Source organism: Moritella sp. JT01 (genome assembly GCF_001574435.1).
GTDB lineage: Bacteria > Pseudomonadota > Gammaproteobacteria > Enterobacterales > Moritellaceae > Moritella.
This window is the reverse complement of the sequence record NZ_LOCN01000013.1, coordinates 18,386-33,399: the sequence shown is the minus strand read 5'-3', so window position 1 is coordinate 33,399 and position 15,014 is coordinate 18,386. Positions and strand designations below refer to the sequence as shown.

Here is a 15,014-nt window from a genome sequence, read left to right as displayed (position 1 = left end):
TTTCGTGTAGCAAGCAAATTGTCATTACTCACTACACACTAAATTGATTTGTCGCTTGCCTTAAATGTTGTGTTGCAACCTCGATAGCGCGTGTTATCTCGTCAAGCACTTCGGTATCTTGGGATACTTTTGTTGCTATCGCATGGGTTTCATCGATATAACCATTTATCAATTTGCTGGTTTGCGCTTGCTCTTCCGTCGCCGACGCAATTTGCTCGTTGACTACGTTAATCGCTTCAACTTTACTCGAAATACTGATGAGAGAGTCACTCGCACTTGATGATTGCTCTACGCCTATCTCCGCTTTACTCATCCCACGTTGCATCGCTTCCACAGCACCTCGTGAAGCGCGTTGCAATTCTTCCAGTACTTGTTGGATCTCTTGGGTTGAGTCTTGTGTGCGAGATGCTAAAGTCCGTACTTCATCAGCAACTACAGCAAAACCACGTCCTTGTTCGCCCGCACGCGCCGCTTCAATGGCAGCATTTAATGCTAACAGATTGGTCTGATCGGCGATACCACGGATAGTGTCAAGAATAACCCCTACATTACTAGTATGAGAGTCTAATTCGTCAATCACTTTTGATGCTGTTTTAACCTCATTAGCCAGGTCGTGTATGGCTTCAATGGTCTTCTCTACAACCACGGTTCCGGTCTCTGCTTCCTTGTTTGCACTACTCGCTTCTAAAGAAGCATTAGATGCATAATCAGCAATGTGCCTGACAGTATCAAACATTTCGTTCATCGAGCGAGATACCTGATCAATCGACTTGCTTTGCTCTTGAATTCGAGATTTAGACGTGCTGCTTGATGCCGCTAATTGCGTCGACACTTGTGATAACGAATCAATCGATTGGATAGTTTCGGAGATACTGCCATGCAGCTTATTCAAGAACTGATTAAACCAATGCACTAGGTCACCGATTTCATCTTTATTGGTGTAATCAATACGTATTGTCAGATCACCATCACCTTGTGCGATCTCTTTTAAAGAATCAGATACTTTACGAATGCTACCCGTAATAGACACAGTTAGCCAATAACATACTGCAAGCACTAAAATAATAACGCCAACACCCAATAAAATCCCTTTATTACGGCTGCTATCTGAGCTTTCTAATGAGGCATCAATTAACGCGGTAAAGTCAGATTGGCTGTCTTGTTTAAATTGATCCAGCTCCGCCAATAATTTTTCTAATTTAAGACTATTTCGCTCTGCTAATACAGATAAGCTATCAATAGAAATCGAGCCACTAATCAAGCCATTAGCCAAATATTTAGCTGATTTGTAATATTCAGCCGCTTCATTTTTAATTAATAGTAATTCACGATTTTTATCGGGATGGATCGAATTAATTAAATCGAGTTGCGCAATCAGATCAACATAAACATCGTCTGCACTCAGCAGCATATCTTCATCGCCAATCGTGACTGATGTTTCAATTGCTTGCGTTAATTCAGCAATTTTACTGTTACTAATCGTGGCGGCTTCAAGTACTGGATAATAAATAGCAGACAATTGTGATAAACGTTCTTTGTTTTCTTTTACAACGAGAATATTCGCGAAAAGATAAGTTAAAAAACTAACGACAACAACCGCCGAAAGAATGCCGATTTTATGCTTAATTTTTAGTTGGGTTGATAGTCCCATTTAATACCTCTGTAGCGTTTACAAGTTAGTTTGATAGCATCATTACAATACCAATCCCGTCCCTCTGATCTAACTTATAGATCGGACAACGTCCTTAGAATCCTAATAGCTTATCGGCCTCATAATCAAAATCATGACCATTTTTTGGATCTTTATCTTATTAAACCATTAGCATTAGTGCTTTCATACTACCTGAATAAACTAGCCCAAACGAGAGACATTAGTTAATAAGTAACCTTACTCTTACAATTCATACAAAAAAAAGCTTATTATATAAATCATAATAAGCTTTTTTATTTTTGAAGTTTTAAATCAATGCGTTAGCATTTCGGCACTAACTTTAGCGCGGCTTCAACAACATCAACACCCGCCCCTTTTTTATGCCCTTGTTCACTTAAGTAACGTTTCCACGCTCTCGCGCCAGGCTGACCAAGGAACAACCCCAATATATGACGATAAATATGCGTTAAGCTCCCGCCATTGCGAATATGATTATCAATATACGGTAGCATCATTTCAGCATAATCATGACGACTATAAGTCGACTTCTCAGCACCGTAAACAAGTTCATCAACTTGGCTCAATAAATAAGGATTATGATACGCTTCACGCCCCATCATCACACCATCAATGTGCGTAAGGTGCGACTCTGTCTCTGCTAACGTTTTAACGCCACCGTTGATCGCAATAAACAATCCCGGAAAATCCTGCTTAATATCGTAAACACGTTGATAATTAAGTTCTGGGATCTCACGGTTTTCTTTCGGGCTTAAGCCACTTAACCAGGCTTTACGAGCATGTAACGTAAAGTCTTTACAACCCGTTGCCGCAACGGTATCGATAAATGTTTGTAAAAATTCATACGAATCTTGATCATCAATACCAATACGGGTTTTAACGGTAATTGGTATATCAACGACGTCTTGCATCGCTTTAACGCAATCCGCCACCAGCATAGGTTCCGCCATTAGACAGGCACCAAATTTACCACTTTGAACCCGATCTGACGGACAACCCACGTTCAGGTTAATTTCGTCATATCCACGTTCTTGTGCCAATTTCGCGCTTTGTGCCAGATCCAACGGGTTGCTGCCACCTAACTGCAAAGACACAGGGTGCTCTTCTTGGTTATAGGCAAGATAATCACCTCGGCCGTGAATGATTGCACCGGTTGTCACCATTTCTGTATACAGTAAGGTGTTTTTGGTCAGAAGGCGATGAAAGTAACGACAATGACGGTCTGTCCAATCCAACATAGGGGCAATAGAAAAACGCCCAGGGGCATGAACACGGGTGGTAACTGGCTTAGTCATTGCTTTATTATCTCTTATCTCGATGCGCGTCGCGCTAAATTACGTTAAATTGCTTTTAAATTCGTGCAGCAGCGTGGTAACTACGACGAAAAACAAGGGGGCGATCATACACCTTGCGCGCTGAACTTTCAAAAATAAAGATCTTGATCAACAATGGGGCCCCACCACAAGCCCGCGTTAGCTTAAGGCAACGCGAGTTCTCTGATGAAAACAGTATCTTTTATGCCAAAGGTGGCAACTCAACTATAAACTGAACCACCACTAATTTATTAATACGTTAAGTAATCCAATAAATCACCCACAAAACCACTATAAAGATCGCTTGCTTTGCTATTTTTAGTGTATTGCAATTAGAAAAGCCCTTCTAGTGTGTTAGCATTATCCTTTCTCAGCTACTTGAATGATCCCTATGACAGATTCAGCGAACAATTTACTCTATAGAGCACAACAACTCTGTATTACTCGTGCAGTTCGCTTCACCCCAATTAGGCAGCAAATTTTTCTGTTAATGGCACAGCACAACGCTATGATCAGCGCTTACGATCTGCTTGCTCAGCTGCAGCAATTAGAACCAAACGCAAAACCACCGACCGTCTATCGCGCGCTCGATTTTCTACTCGAAGAAGGTTTTATTCATAAAATAGAATCGAGTAATGCATTTATTTTGTGCCCACATTTTGGTGAAAAACACCCTTCTCAACTACTCTTATGTAAGAGTTGTGGTGGTGTTATTGAATTACATAATGAAGAAATAGAAGAGTTACTACAATCACTTGCCGATGAGCACGGTTTTGCAATTACGACTAAGACAGTCGAAGCACACGGTATCTGTGCTGATTGTCGTGAATAATTAAATTTTCAGGAACAACAAACTATGCGCGTAGAGTTTATCAATCCATTTATCTCATCTTTATTAAATGTATTAAATACCATGGCACAAGTGGAATTAACACCCGGTAAGCCAAGACTTAAAAAAGATGATAAAGCCAAAGGTGATATCACTGGTATCATGGGCATGATGTCAACGCAAGCAAAAGGCTCATTTTCACTCACCTTTGATGAGTCATTAGCTTTAGCGATCATGAATAATATGCTGGGTGAGAAACCCGCTAAAATTGACGCCGAAGTCATTGATATGGTAGGTGAGATCACCAACATGGTCACAGGTGGTGCAAAGCGTATTTTAGCTGATAAAGGCTTTGATTTTGATATGTCGACACCGATTGTGGTATCAGGTAAAGGACATACCGTTACTCACAAAGCAGAAGGGCCTAAATTATTACTGCCACTAACCAGTGCATTCGGTAGTGCGTCTATTGAGATATGCTTTGATAGCTAACTCAACTTAAACGTTATTTTTAAAAAAATCATTCAATACTAAAAAGCCAATCTCACTGAGATTGGCTTTTTTATTAGACTTAATTTTTACTTAATAAGTTAAGTATAAATTATAGGCCTTTGGCATTTTTGCTTAGGTATTTAGCAACGCCTTCTGGAGATGCTTCCATTGCTTCTTTACCAGCTTCCCATTGTGCAGGACAAACTTCACCGTTTTTCTCGTGGAAGTTTAGTGCATCAACCATACGTAGCATTTCATCGATGTTACGGCCTAATGGAAGGTCGTTAACAACTTGGTGACGAACAACGCCATTAGTATCGATTAGGAAAGAACCACGGAAAGCCACACCAGCTTCTGGATGTTCAACACCATATGCTTGACAAATATCGTGTTTAACGTCTGCTACTAGTGGGTATTTAACTGGACCGATACCGCCATCTTCAATAGAAGTGTTACGCCAAGCGTTGTGGCTGAATTGTGAATCGATTGATACACCGATAACTTCAACACCACGTTTTTGGAATTCTTCTAGACGGTGATCAAAAGCGATTAGCTCTGATGGGCAAACAAATGTGAAATCAAGTGGGTAGAAAAATACAACCGCTGATTTACCTTTAGTGAATTCAGCAAAGTTAAAGCTATCAACGATTTCGCCGTTACCTAGTACTGCTGCAGCTGTAAAGTCTGGTGCTTGACGTCCTACTAAAACCATTTTAATCTCCTAAATTAATTAAATATTTGCTTATTTACGGCATAATTTTTACATTAAATATAATCTTAAACCAATTGCTTTAGACAATCGTTTTGATAGGTAAAAGCTATCGACTACTTGGTGATTATAAGATAAACGTTATTGAAATATAACCATAGCACCGCACTTTCTGGTTGTCATCTTGTGTAGTCTATTTTTGTTAACGTTGTGATAATAGCAGCGCTTAATGTTGTTATTGTGACAATGCCTGTAATCGTAAAATTACAATCCACGTTGCCACTCTTTTCGTAGCGGGCTCAGCTCTGGCGCTTCAATGGCACTGCGTACTTGCGCTAACAACTGTGCTTTATCCTTCCCTAACGTTCCTTTTAAAGACAGGTAGTTAGAGGCGTGATCAGATCTGAACACGGTATTTTTTAGATCTAGATTTTCGAGCAACATTTGCATTTCCAAAAACAAGCCATGCTGATCAGGTAACTGGAAACCATTAACAAAATTTTGGGAAAACTTAGCTTGCCCTAATGGAAAAGACACCACTAACGTCGATAAATAGTCAGGCTGTGCAGCATTCATTAAGCGCGCAGAGTTTAATGCATGTTGCTCGGTAAACTCAGTACCTCCCAGACCATTGAGTATCATCACTGACGTTTTAATACCCGCACCTTTCAGCTTGTACAGGGCGTCAAGTTGCGAATCATAAGTCTCCCCTTTCTCTACTAATGCGAGAACCTCATCATCACCGCTTTCACAACCAACATAAACAATGCCCAAACCTAAATTACATAACTCATAAAGCTCTGCTAATGATTTGCTTTTAATATTACGTGGTAAGCAATATGCACTGACTCTTTGCACATGTGGCATGTGTTTACGAATAAGTAACAAGATCTCTTTTAACCGTTTAAACGGTAATGTCATGGCATCACCATCAGCCAGGAAAACGCGCTGATGTTTTTGCCCGCTGGCAACCACACTCAAAATTTCGGCTTCGATATCAGCTATCTTTTTAGCCCGAAATTTTTTCTGAGGTTGCGTATACATATCGCAAAAAGTGCAGTTATTCCAAGAGCAACCATTTGCGACTTGTAAGATCAACGATCGCCATTCACTCGGCGGACGAAATACGGGTTCAACATAAGAGATAGGCATGTCACAGTTCCATAATTTGAGAGTCAGCATCCACTGCTAATTTTAGATGAGAATCTAGCAGCGACTATATTATTCAGCACTGCTAGTTTATTCGGTTTTAATGCTCACATAGAGTGTAATGATAAGGGTAATTGCAAACTGATTATCTTAATATTAGCCTAAGTTAGCCTTAAGATCGTAACCCGTAAGATGAGCATAATGAGTCAAGTATACCGTCGCTAACACTTTTGCTTCGCGTACGTATTTATCTGCCGATTCAGGTTCTTGCACTGCCAAGCGTAAAATAGAACCTACGGTACGTGGTAGGATAACCGAGATCATTTTAACTTGCTCGCTACTGATATCATCAGAAACAATACTCGCCATTTGCTTTTGAATGACAGTAGAATGAAAATCAAGTGCTGACTGATCAATACTTTTCAGTTCTGGCAGTGAATCAACGCCCGACCAAACGGCCATGTAACCCGGTTCGTTACGATAGAATTCAGCGTATGTTTCGATAACCAACTCAATACGCTCTTCAAGCGGTAAATCACTTGGCACTGCTGAGAAGCGTAATTGCAACGCTTGTAAATGGCGTTCTGCCAGCGCACGGATAATCGATGCTTTGTTCGGAAAGTAACGATATAGCGATGTTCTCGTTAAACCCGATGCTTTGGCAATATCTGAAGGCGTCGCATTAGCAATACCAATTTCATCAAATAAGATTGCTGCTGAATCAATAATTTGCTTTACTCTTTCAAGGCTTCTTTCTTGTCTAGGAAGATTTCTTTGTATCGTATTATCTGTCATATGCCGCCTCTTACTGCTATACAAACTAAATGATAAAGGTGAGATTAAATAAGTTTAGTCGTAGCTACTAGTCACATAAATCAATTTTATACTTATTAGTAAATTCAGAAATAAAACAATAAGTTACTTTATAGATTCAAATCCCTGTCAAACCCACGATAGAGCTTGAACTCTAGTTAATCATAACGTAATTAATCAGTAAATTGCAGATGGAGTGCGCATATTTTAATCTACTTAAATGTATTTTAATTCATGACTCTATGTTACCTATAACATAATGCCTTGATATAATTTAACTTTCGTTGGTCGAAGTAATAAAAATTAAGGCTCCACGGTCAACTAATTTTTATAAATATTTAAGTGTAACCCGTTGTGTAAGCTTAGTAACAAGTTCATATGCAATGGTTCCTATGTGTTCTGCCACTAATTCTGCTGGTAAACCAGCACCCCACATAATCACTTTATCTCCGACTTTATCTTGGCATTCGGCCCCTAAATTAACCGTTAACATATCCATAGAAACACGGCCAACAATTGGCACAATACGGCCATTAATTAACACCGGTGTACCTTCTGGTGCCATGCGCGGGTAGCCATCACCGTAACCCACCGCAACAACGCCTAAGCGTGTATCTTCCGATGCACTCCAGATTCCGCCATAACCCGTTGTTTCACCTTTTTTAATATCGTGAACGGCAATCAAGTCTGTGGTTAATGTCATCACTGGCTTCAGGTTATGTTCTACCGCAGTAGCACCGATCATAGGTGACACGCCATATAGCATAATGCCAGGACGGATCCAGTCCCTATGTGCACTTGGCCAAGCCAACACGCCCGCAGAGTTAGCAATAGAATGTTCCCCCTCTTCACCAGCAACTAACTCATCAAATAAATCAATTTGGCGTTGGGTGATACTTGGATCGGCTTCATCAGCACAACTAAAATGCGTCATCAACCGTGCAGGTTGCACTACATTAGTATTATTCTTTAATCGCTCAATCGCACGTTTACAGTTGTTAGGACGTATGCCCAAACGATGCATACCGGTATCCATTTTCAACCAAACATGAATAGGCGCATCTAAATCTGCTTGTTCTAATTCATCAAGTTGTTGTTCGATATGTACCGATGTTTGGATATTATTCGCCACCAAGATCGGTAATTCATCAGTCGAGAAGAAACCTTCCAGTAATAAGATCGGTTTTACAATACCGCCACTGCGCAGAGTTAAGGCTTCTTCAACACGAGCAACCGCAAATGCATCGACATCAGTAAGCGCAGATGCGACTGCAAGTAGACCATGGCCATAAGCATTCGCCTTCACAACAGCCATTATTTTACTGCCCGGGGCAATGTTTTTTATTTGTTGAACGTTATGCTGCAATGACTGCAAGCATATTTCAGCCGTTGCTGAACGCATAGCTATTCCTTAATAATCATCATCATAAGCAGGACCGGTAAAGTTGTCAAAGCGCGAAAACTCACCGTTAAAGGTCAATCTTATTTTACCAATCGGGCCGTTACGTTGTTTACCGATAATGATTTCGGCGGTGCCTTTATCTGGTGAATCGTCGTTATAAACCTCATCACGATAAATAAACATAATTAAGTCGGCATCCTGCTCAATAGAGCCTGATTCACGAAGATCCGAGTTAACCGGGCGTTTATCTGCACGTTGCTCCAACGAGCGGTTCAACTGAGATAAGGCAATCACAGGACATTTAAGTTCCTTAGCAAGGGACTTCAATGAACGAGATATTTCAGCGATCTCCAAGGTTCTGTTTTCACTTAATGCTGGTACCCGCATTAATTGTAGGTAGTCAATCATGATCATACTGATGCCGCCATGATCACGTGCAATACGACGTGATCGCGAACGCACTTCGGTCGGCGTCAAACCAGAGCTGTCATCAATGTACATTTTACCCTGCTCAAGCATGCTCTTCATGGTCGCCGATAAACGCGCCCAATCATCATCATCTAATTGACCAGTACGTACTTTGGTTTGGTTAATTTTACCCAGTGACGCGAGCATACGCATCATAATCTGTTCTGCAGGCATCTCTAGTGAGAAAATAACTGCGGGTTTATCTTCATTTAGTGCAGCGTGTTCACATAAATTCATCGCAAAAGTCGTTTTACCCATGGATGGACGCGCAGCAACAATAATCAAATCTGATGGTTGGAAACCAGTCGTCATGGCATCGAGATCGCCATAACCAGAAGCAACACCTGTCACACCGTCATGCGGGGTCTGATAAAGTTCTTCAATTTTATCGACGGTTTCTTGCAGTACGCTTTCAAGATTTTTAGGGCCTTGTCCTTCACTCTGTCTCGATTCTGCAATTTGGAATACTTTACTTTCAGCTAAATCAAGTAGGTCGGTACTTTTACGCCCTTGCGGCTCATAACCTGATTCACTGATATCACTGGCAACCGCAATAAGTTCACGTATCACCGCTCGCTCACGCACAATATTAGCATAAGCAGTAATGTTCGACGCACTTGGGGTATTTTTAACAATATCACCCAGATAGGCAAAACCACCAGCATCATCAAGCAGTTCTTCATTATCTAGCCATTCAGAAACGGTAATAATATCCAGTGGAATATGTTGATCCACCAGCTTTGCCATTGCTTCGAAGATAAGTTGATGTGGGCGACTGTAAAAATCTTTTGCTACAATAAATTCAGTTACACGATCCCAGGCTTCATTATCAATGAATAAGCCACCTAAAACCGATTGCTCAGCCTCAAACGAATGCGGCGGCACTTTTAGCGCATCAACAGCACTGTCTTTTCTATTTTTATCTTTTGAAAACTGATTTTGAAACTGGTTTTGACGTTTTTCGGCCATGCTAGCACTCACGAAATTTAGTGTGATTAACCATTATCCTAAAAATATCCCTGTAGGGGAAATGAAATAACCAGAGAAGTGATAAAAATTTATTTGAAGGAATCGTTTGCTGGTTTTTTAGTTAATAAAAAAGCCTCATAATGAGGCTTATGTACTTATTAACCTAGAGGTTAACTCAATGCTATTTAAGGCTTGAGAAGTACGCTGCAACGTTATTAATATCAGCATCTGATAATGCGGCAGATTGACCAGCCATCACAGGTGCCATACCGCCAGTACGTTGACCCGCTTTGTATGCTTTTAATGCATTAACTAAATACATTTCTTTTTGACCCGCTAGATTTGGGTACATAGGAATAGCAGAAATACCTGCCGCACCATGACAAGCAGCACAAACGGCCGTTGCTTTCGCTTTACCAGCAGCGATATCACCACCCGCAGCCATAGTCAAAGAAGGAAATAAACATGCTAACGCAACGATCATTGTTGTAATTTTTTTCATCATATACTCACTAATTGCATCCTGCTGTGAAGCAGTATAAAGGTTAATTTTATTATTTTTCGCAAATATTAGTCCTCATACTCTAAGAATGAAAGCATTGCGTACTATAAATGACTGACTTAACCTGATTTATGTGAACTGCACTCTCTATAAACACTCGGTGTTTTTCCTGTCCAACGCTTAAAACTACGAAAAAAAGAACGCGTTTCACTAAATCCCAATTGCATGGCAATATCATCCACCGCCAGCTGTGTTTCAATTAAATACTGCTGAGCCAGTGATAAACGCGCTTCATCCAATAATTTCTGATAACTGGTTTGCTCTTGCTGCAATTTCCGCTGCAGCGTTCTTTCGCTCATGTTTAACTGCCCAGCAACCATATCTTTGCGGGTAATGCCCTTCGATAATAAAATACGAATAATATCTTTAACTTGGACACTAAAATTGTGCGTATCACCAAGGGCTGAAACTTGTCCAGCGGCATGTAACTCAAGGGTTTTCAATAGACTATGATCGGGTTGCCGTAACGGAATATCAAGATATTCACGCGGTAAAATAAGGCTATTACTTGGTTGTGAAAATAGTACCGGACAAGAAAATACCTGCTGATAGTGATGCATAAGTTCTGGCGCTGGTGCTGCGCGTTGCAGATGTACTTCCAGCGGCCCTAAATCTTGCCCAGATAACCAACGGACATAAGCAAGCCAAGAAGCAAATACATTGTCGACCATTTGCTCTCGCACATCTTCAACGGTATAAGCACAATGCCAATTGATACATAACTGCTTAGATTGATAGTTAATTGAGGTCACGCCCATGTCACCCACCAATTTTTCATAAGGCTGAATACGTTCAAGCGCTTGTTCAAGCGTCGCACACGTCATCGTGATATAACCCAGAACACTGTACGAACTCGGCTCAACAAAGGCACCACTCTTCAATCCGAATAAGGGGTCATCAGTGGCGATAATAAGGTTGGCCAAAAATGCCTGTAATTGCTCACCAGTGATACGTTCACTTTCTTGGGCAAGCGTTGTTACTGTAATATTGCTGCGTGACAATAACGCCGGTACATCGATATCCAACGTTTCCACATAGCGTAAATACTGTTTTATTACTGGCACTGATACTGAACCTAGCCCTACCATAACTGAATCATCCTTATTCAATACGTATTTATGAGTATAACGAGCTTTACCCTGAGGTATTGTGAGTTAGTCCTAATTTGATACTTATCTTGGCTTAATACGACAATGCTATCAACCGCCCTTTACATCTAAACTAGATGACATACCGTAATATTACAGAGGAAGATGAGATTATGAAACGTTGGAATGGTTGGGGCGATGAAGCCAATAAATTAGATCTACCGAGTACTGCTGATGCTTTTTTACTTTCAAAAGTCGGGGCAACAACACCACTTGTCGATGCGCAGCTTGAGGATGTGATGAAACAAGTACCAGCCTCCCGATTGCCCCATCACCCGTTATTTAATCTCGATCCTGAAGTACGTATTCGTCACGCTCGGGGGCAGAGTTTACCGGACTGGTTAGCCATGCGCAGTGGTGATTTTGAATATTTTCCGGATGGGGTCGCCTTTCCAGAAAACAGTGATGATTTAGTCGAGATTCTCCACTTTTGTCAACAGCACAATATTCTCGTCATCCCCTATGGTGGCGGCACCAGTGTAGCAGGTCACATAAACCCATTTGCTTCAGAACACGCTATTTTAACTGTCGATATGGGGCGTATGAACCGACTCATAGCACTTGATACCGAAAGCCAGCTCGCCACATTTGGTGCAGGTACACCGGGACCACAAGTCGAAGCACAGTTACGTGCGCAAGGTTATACCTTAGGGCACTTCCCACAATCTTTCGAACTTTCGACCATTGGCGGCTGGGTAGTCACGCGATCGAGTGGTCAACAGTCTCTACGTTATGGCCGCATTGAAGAGCTGTTTGCCGGAGGTGAAGTCATCACCCCTGTTGGTCGATTAAATATTCCAACTTTCCCCGCTTCGGCAGCAGGTCCTGATATTAAAGCGTTGTTAATGGGGTCAGAGGGCCGTATTGGTATCTTATCCGAAGTCAAAGTCCGGGTGCGTAAACTCGCAGCACAAGAGAATTTCTACGTGACCTTCTTCCCAAGCTGGCAGCAAGCCAAAGAAGCAGCAAAAACACTCGTCCAGTCCGATATACAACTGTCTATGCTGCGTTTAAGCAATGCTATCGAGACCGAGACCCAACTTGCCTTAGCCGGACATGAAAAACAAATCGCCTTACTCGAAAAAGCCCTCGTTGTATTTGGGGCAAAAGAAGGTAAATGCATGATGACCTTTGGCTTAACAGGGACCAAGTTTCAATGTCGCAGCGCATTAAAGCAACTAAAAAAGATCACCAAAGCGTACAAAGGTTTATACACAGGGTCGTTCATGGGTAATAAATGGGCTGAAAAACGCTTTACTATGCCCTACTTCCGCGAAGCGTTATGGCAAAAAGGCTATGTCGTAGATACCCTAGAAACAGCAACGGACTGGCATAACGTCGATAATCTATTAACCAAAATAGAAACCAATCTACGCACAGTATTAAATCAGGATCCAACCGCTGGCTCACCGCAAATGCATGTGTTTACTCATCTGTCTCATTTTTACCAACAAGGCTCTAGTATTTACACCACCTATATTTTCAAAGCCGGTGACAACTACCAGCAAACCCTAGCGCAATGGGCAAAGTTAAAACACACAACCTCAGAGATCATCGTTAACAACCAAGGCACCATTAGTCATCAGCACGGTGTGGGTAAAGATCACCAACCTTACTTAGCTACAGAAAAAGGCGAATTGGCGATCAAAGCCATTCAGTCTTTGTGCGACACATTTGATCCACAGCAGATAATGAACCCACATTGCCTCATTGCATCAAAACCAGCATCCGCAGTCGTACCACAACAAGCATCAACACTGAGTGTGCAATCAAGCGGTGATAACACACAACATCAAGAACAGGTCAGCTAGGAGGTAATATGAGCCATATATTAACCAGCTTGAGTCGTAAGCAGCATCTCTCTCAGATCCAACAAAGTGCTGATAATACTGTTTGGGATATGATCGTTGTTGGTGGCGGCATCACGGGGGCTGGCATATTGTTAAGCGCCAGCCAGGCTGGGTTGAAAGTATTATTAGTTGAGCAACAAGATTTTGCTTGGGGGGCATCCAGCAAGTCTTCAAAAATGGTACACGGCGGTCTGCGTTATCTTGGTAGTGGTCAATATAATATGACCAAAGATGCCGTGACTGAACGTGAAAAACTGCTTAACGAGTTACCCGGTTTAGTGAACCCACTGCAATTTTTGATGGGCCATTATAAATCTCAATTTCCTGGACCCTTTGTGTTTAATAGCTTGCTGACCATCTATGATTGGATTGGTGGGAAACGTAATCACAGTTATATTAATCACGGCATTGGTGATTTTCATGTGCCGGGGATTGAGCAGAACAAATTGCAGGGTGCGACACAGTTTGCCGATGCGGTCACTGACGATGCTCGTTTGGTCATGCGGGTATTACAAGAAGCGCAAGAACTTGGTGGTCGTGCCATCAATTATCTCAGCGCAGAGCATCTTATTAAAACTGCCGATAGAGTCACTGGCATTACAGTGTCTGATCAGGTATCTGGACAAGTATTTAGCTTAAAAGCCAACGTGGTGATCAATGCTACGGGCCCTTGGACAGACAAATTACGCCAGCAACTGCAAGCCAAAAAAGCGATTAGGCCATTGCGAGGCAGTCATTTAATTGTCCCAAGTTGGCGCTTACCACTCGCCTATTCAGTTAGCTACTTCCACCCCGAAGACAAGCGGCCTATCTTTGCTTTTCCTTGGGAGAATAGCACTGTGATTGGTACCACGGATCTTGATCATGACACCGATTTAGATCAACAACCTTGCATTAGCCAAAGCGAGGTTGATTATTTACTTACCGGGATCAACAAGCAGTTTCCGCAAGCTAATATTAGCGAAGCCGATGTGATATCCACCTACGCCGGGATCCGCCCTGTAGTCAGCAATAGTACAAATGGCAATGCCAATACCAGCAGTAAGGTAAAAAATACCAAACCGTCAGATGAAAAACGTGAACATTCGATCTGGGATGAACAAGGCTTGATCAGTGTCGCAGGCGGTAAGCTCACCACCTTCAGGTTGATCGCTCTCGATGTATTAAAGGTCGCGCAGCATTACTTGCCAGATATAAATCTAATCGAGTTACAAACAGCCAAGCTATTTCAACCTATCACAGCTAAACCAATCGACAATATCTTGCACCCGCAGCAAATACAGCGTTTAAAAAGTCAGTACGGTAACCATTATAGCCATTTGATCAATAACGCCAGTCACGATGAGCTCAAGTTAATTGGTAGCACAAATACGTTATTCGCTGAACTAAAGTGGGTATTACAGCACGAAATGGTGATTCATCTTGATGACTTATTACTACGTCGTTGTCGCATCGGGTTATTATTGCCAAAAGGTGGTGAGCAGTTATTCGCAGAATTACAGCCGCTTTGCCAAGCAGTATTGCACTGGAATGAAGCACAATGGCAGCACGAAGTCAGTCGCTATCAAGCTATTATTCAGCGTTACTATAGTTTGCCAAAACATCACGATAGCTCACCTCACGTAGTGGCAAGCTAGATCA

13 protein-coding genes are annotated in these 15,014 nt (G+C 41.8%); 4 read left to right on the top strand and 9 right to left on the bottom strand.

Annotated elements, in window-relative coordinates; genetic code table 11:
• Nucleotides 1-31: 31 nt before the first annotated feature.
• Nucleotides 32-1,651 (bottom strand): methyl-accepting chemotaxis protein, encoded by a 1,620-nt coding sequence (locus AKG98_RS12345; RefSeq protein WP_067046145.1) that lies wholly within the window; start codon nt 1,649-1,651, stop codon nt 32-34.
• Nucleotides 1,652-1,971: 320 nt separating this feature from the next.
• Entirely contained in the window at nt 1,972-2,964 is a 993-nt protein-coding gene (dusA, locus tag AKG98_RS12340) for a tRNA dihydrouridine(20/20a) synthase DusA (RefSeq protein ID WP_067046143.1), read from the bottom strand.
• A 409-nt stretch (nt 2,965-3,373) separates the two neighbouring features.
• Between dusA and zur the strand changes: the two genes are divergently transcribed.
• Both zur and AKG98_RS12330 read left to right on the top strand, forming a co-directional pair.
• A complete protein-coding gene (gene zur / locus AKG98_RS12335) occupies nt 3,374-3,814 on the top strand; it encodes a zinc uptake transcriptional repressor Zur (protein ID WP_067046141.1) in 441 nt (146 codons plus the stop codon).
• A gap of 24 nt (nt 3,815-3,838) precedes the next feature.
• A complete protein-coding gene (locus tag AKG98_RS12330) occupies nt 3,839-4,303 on the top strand; it encodes a chemotaxis protein CheX (protein ID WP_067046139.1) in 465 nt (154 codons plus the stop codon).
• 109 nt (nt 4,304-4,412) lie between these two features.
• Here the strand turns inward: AKG98_RS12330 and AKG98_RS12325 are convergent, their stop codons facing one another.
• From AKG98_RS12325 to AKG98_RS12295, 7 genes are all read right to left on the bottom strand, one after another.
• A complete protein-coding gene (locus AKG98_RS12325) occupies nt 4,413-5,015 on the bottom strand; it encodes a peroxiredoxin C (protein WP_067046137.1) in 603 nt (200 codons plus the stop codon).
• 261 nt (nt 5,016-5,276) lie between these two features.
• The gene (locus AKG98_RS12320; RefSeq protein WP_067046135.1) at nt 5,277-6,164 is read right to left on the bottom strand and encodes a radical SAM protein; all 888 of its coding nucleotides are present in this window, start codon (nt 6,162-6,164) and stop codon (nt 5,277-5,279) included.
• Between the two features lie 153 nt (nt 6,165-6,317).
• Nucleotides 6,318-6,956: a TetR/AcrR family transcriptional regulator gene (locus tag AKG98_RS12315; RefSeq protein ID WP_067046134.1), complete on the bottom strand. Its 639-nt coding sequence runs from the start codon at nt 6,954-6,956 to the stop codon at nt 6,318-6,320.
• Between the two features lie 346 nt (nt 6,957-7,302).
• Nucleotides 7,303-8,376: an alanine racemase gene (alr, locus tag AKG98_RS12310; RefSeq protein WP_067046132.1), complete on the bottom strand. Its 1,074-nt coding sequence runs from the start codon at nt 8,374-8,376 to the stop codon at nt 7,303-7,305.
• Nucleotides 8,377-8,385: 9 nt separating this feature from the next.
• Nucleotides 8,386-9,813: a replicative DNA helicase gene (gene dnaB / locus AKG98_RS12305; protein ID WP_067046131.1), complete on the bottom strand. Its 1,428-nt coding sequence runs from the start codon at nt 9,811-9,813 to the stop codon at nt 8,386-8,388.
• Nucleotides 9,814-9,994: 181 nt separating this feature from the next.
• Complete coding sequence (locus AKG98_RS12300) at nt 9,995-10,315, bottom strand: cytochrome c (RefSeq protein ID WP_067046129.1); 321 nt, start codon at nt 10,313-10,315, stop codon at nt 9,995-9,997.
• A gap of 119 nt (nt 10,316-10,434) precedes the next feature.
• On the bottom strand, nt 10,435-11,463 hold the full coding sequence (locus AKG98_RS12295) for an AraC family transcriptional regulator (RefSeq protein WP_067046124.1): 1,029 nt from the start codon (nt 11,461-11,463) through the stop codon (nt 10,435-10,437).
• A 173-nt stretch (nt 11,464-11,636) separates the two neighbouring features.
• Between AKG98_RS12295 and AKG98_RS12290 the strand changes: the two genes are divergently transcribed.
• The gene (locus AKG98_RS12290; RefSeq protein WP_067046122.1) at nt 11,637-13,334 is read left to right on the top strand and encodes an FAD-binding oxidoreductase; all 1,698 of its coding nucleotides are present in this window, start codon (nt 11,637-11,639) and stop codon (nt 13,332-13,334) included.
• 8 nt (nt 13,335-13,342) lie between these two features.
• Nucleotides 13,343-15,010 (top strand): glycerol-3-phosphate dehydrogenase/oxidase, encoded by a 1,668-nt coding sequence (locus AKG98_RS12285; RefSeq protein ID WP_067046120.1) that lies wholly within the window; start codon nt 13,343-13,345, stop codon nt 15,008-15,010.
• Nucleotides 15,011-15,014: the final 4 nt, after the last annotated feature.

Bases quoted from the DNA above. Each gene is read 5' to 3' on its own strand.
- dnaB (WP_067046131.1), bottom strand. From the start codon at position 9,813: ATGGCCGAAAAACGTCAAAACCAGTTTCAAAATCAGTTTTCAAAAGAT.
- dusA (WP_067046143.1), bottom strand. From the start codon at position 2,964: ATGACTAAGCCAGTTACCACCCGTGTTCATGCCCCTGGGCGTTTTTCT.
- AKG98_RS12300 (WP_067046129.1), bottom strand. From the start codon at position 10,315: ATGAAAAAAATTACAACAATGATCGTTGCGTTAGCATGTTTATTTCCT.
- AKG98_RS12325 (WP_067046137.1), bottom strand. From the start codon at position 5,015: ATGGTTTTAGTAGGACGTCAAGCACCAGACTTTACAGCTGCAGCAGTA.
- zur (WP_067046141.1), top strand. From the start codon at position 3,374: ATGACAGATTCAGCGAACAATTTACTCTATAGAGCACAACAACTCTGT.
- AKG98_RS12290 (WP_067046122.1), top strand. From the start codon at position 11,637: ATGAAACGTTGGAATGGTTGGGGCGATGAAGCCAATAAATTAGATCTA.
- AKG98_RS12285 (WP_067046120.1), top strand. From the start codon at position 13,343: ATGAGCCATATATTAACCAGCTTGAGTCGTAAGCAGCATCTCTCTCAG.
- AKG98_RS12330 (WP_067046139.1), top strand. From the start codon at position 3,839: ATGCGCGTAGAGTTTATCAATCCATTTATCTCATCTTTATTAAATGTA.
- AKG98_RS12345 (WP_067046145.1), bottom strand. From the start codon at position 1,651: ATGGGACTATCAACCCAACTAAAAATTAAGCATAAAATCGGCATTCTT.
- AKG98_RS12295 (WP_067046124.1), bottom strand. From the start codon at position 11,463: ATGGTAGGGCTAGGTTCAGTATCAGTGCCAGTAATAAAACAGTATTTA.
- alr (WP_067046132.1), bottom strand. From the start codon at position 8,376: ATGCGTTCAGCAACGGCTGAAATATGCTTGCAGTCATTGCAGCATAAC.
- AKG98_RS12315 (WP_067046134.1), bottom strand. From the start codon at position 6,956: ATGACAGATAATACGATACAAAGAAATCTTCCTAGACAAGAAAGAAGC.
- AKG98_RS12320 (WP_067046135.1), bottom strand. From the start codon at position 6,164: ATGCCTATCTCTTATGTTGAACCCGTATTTCGTCCGCCGAGTGAATGG.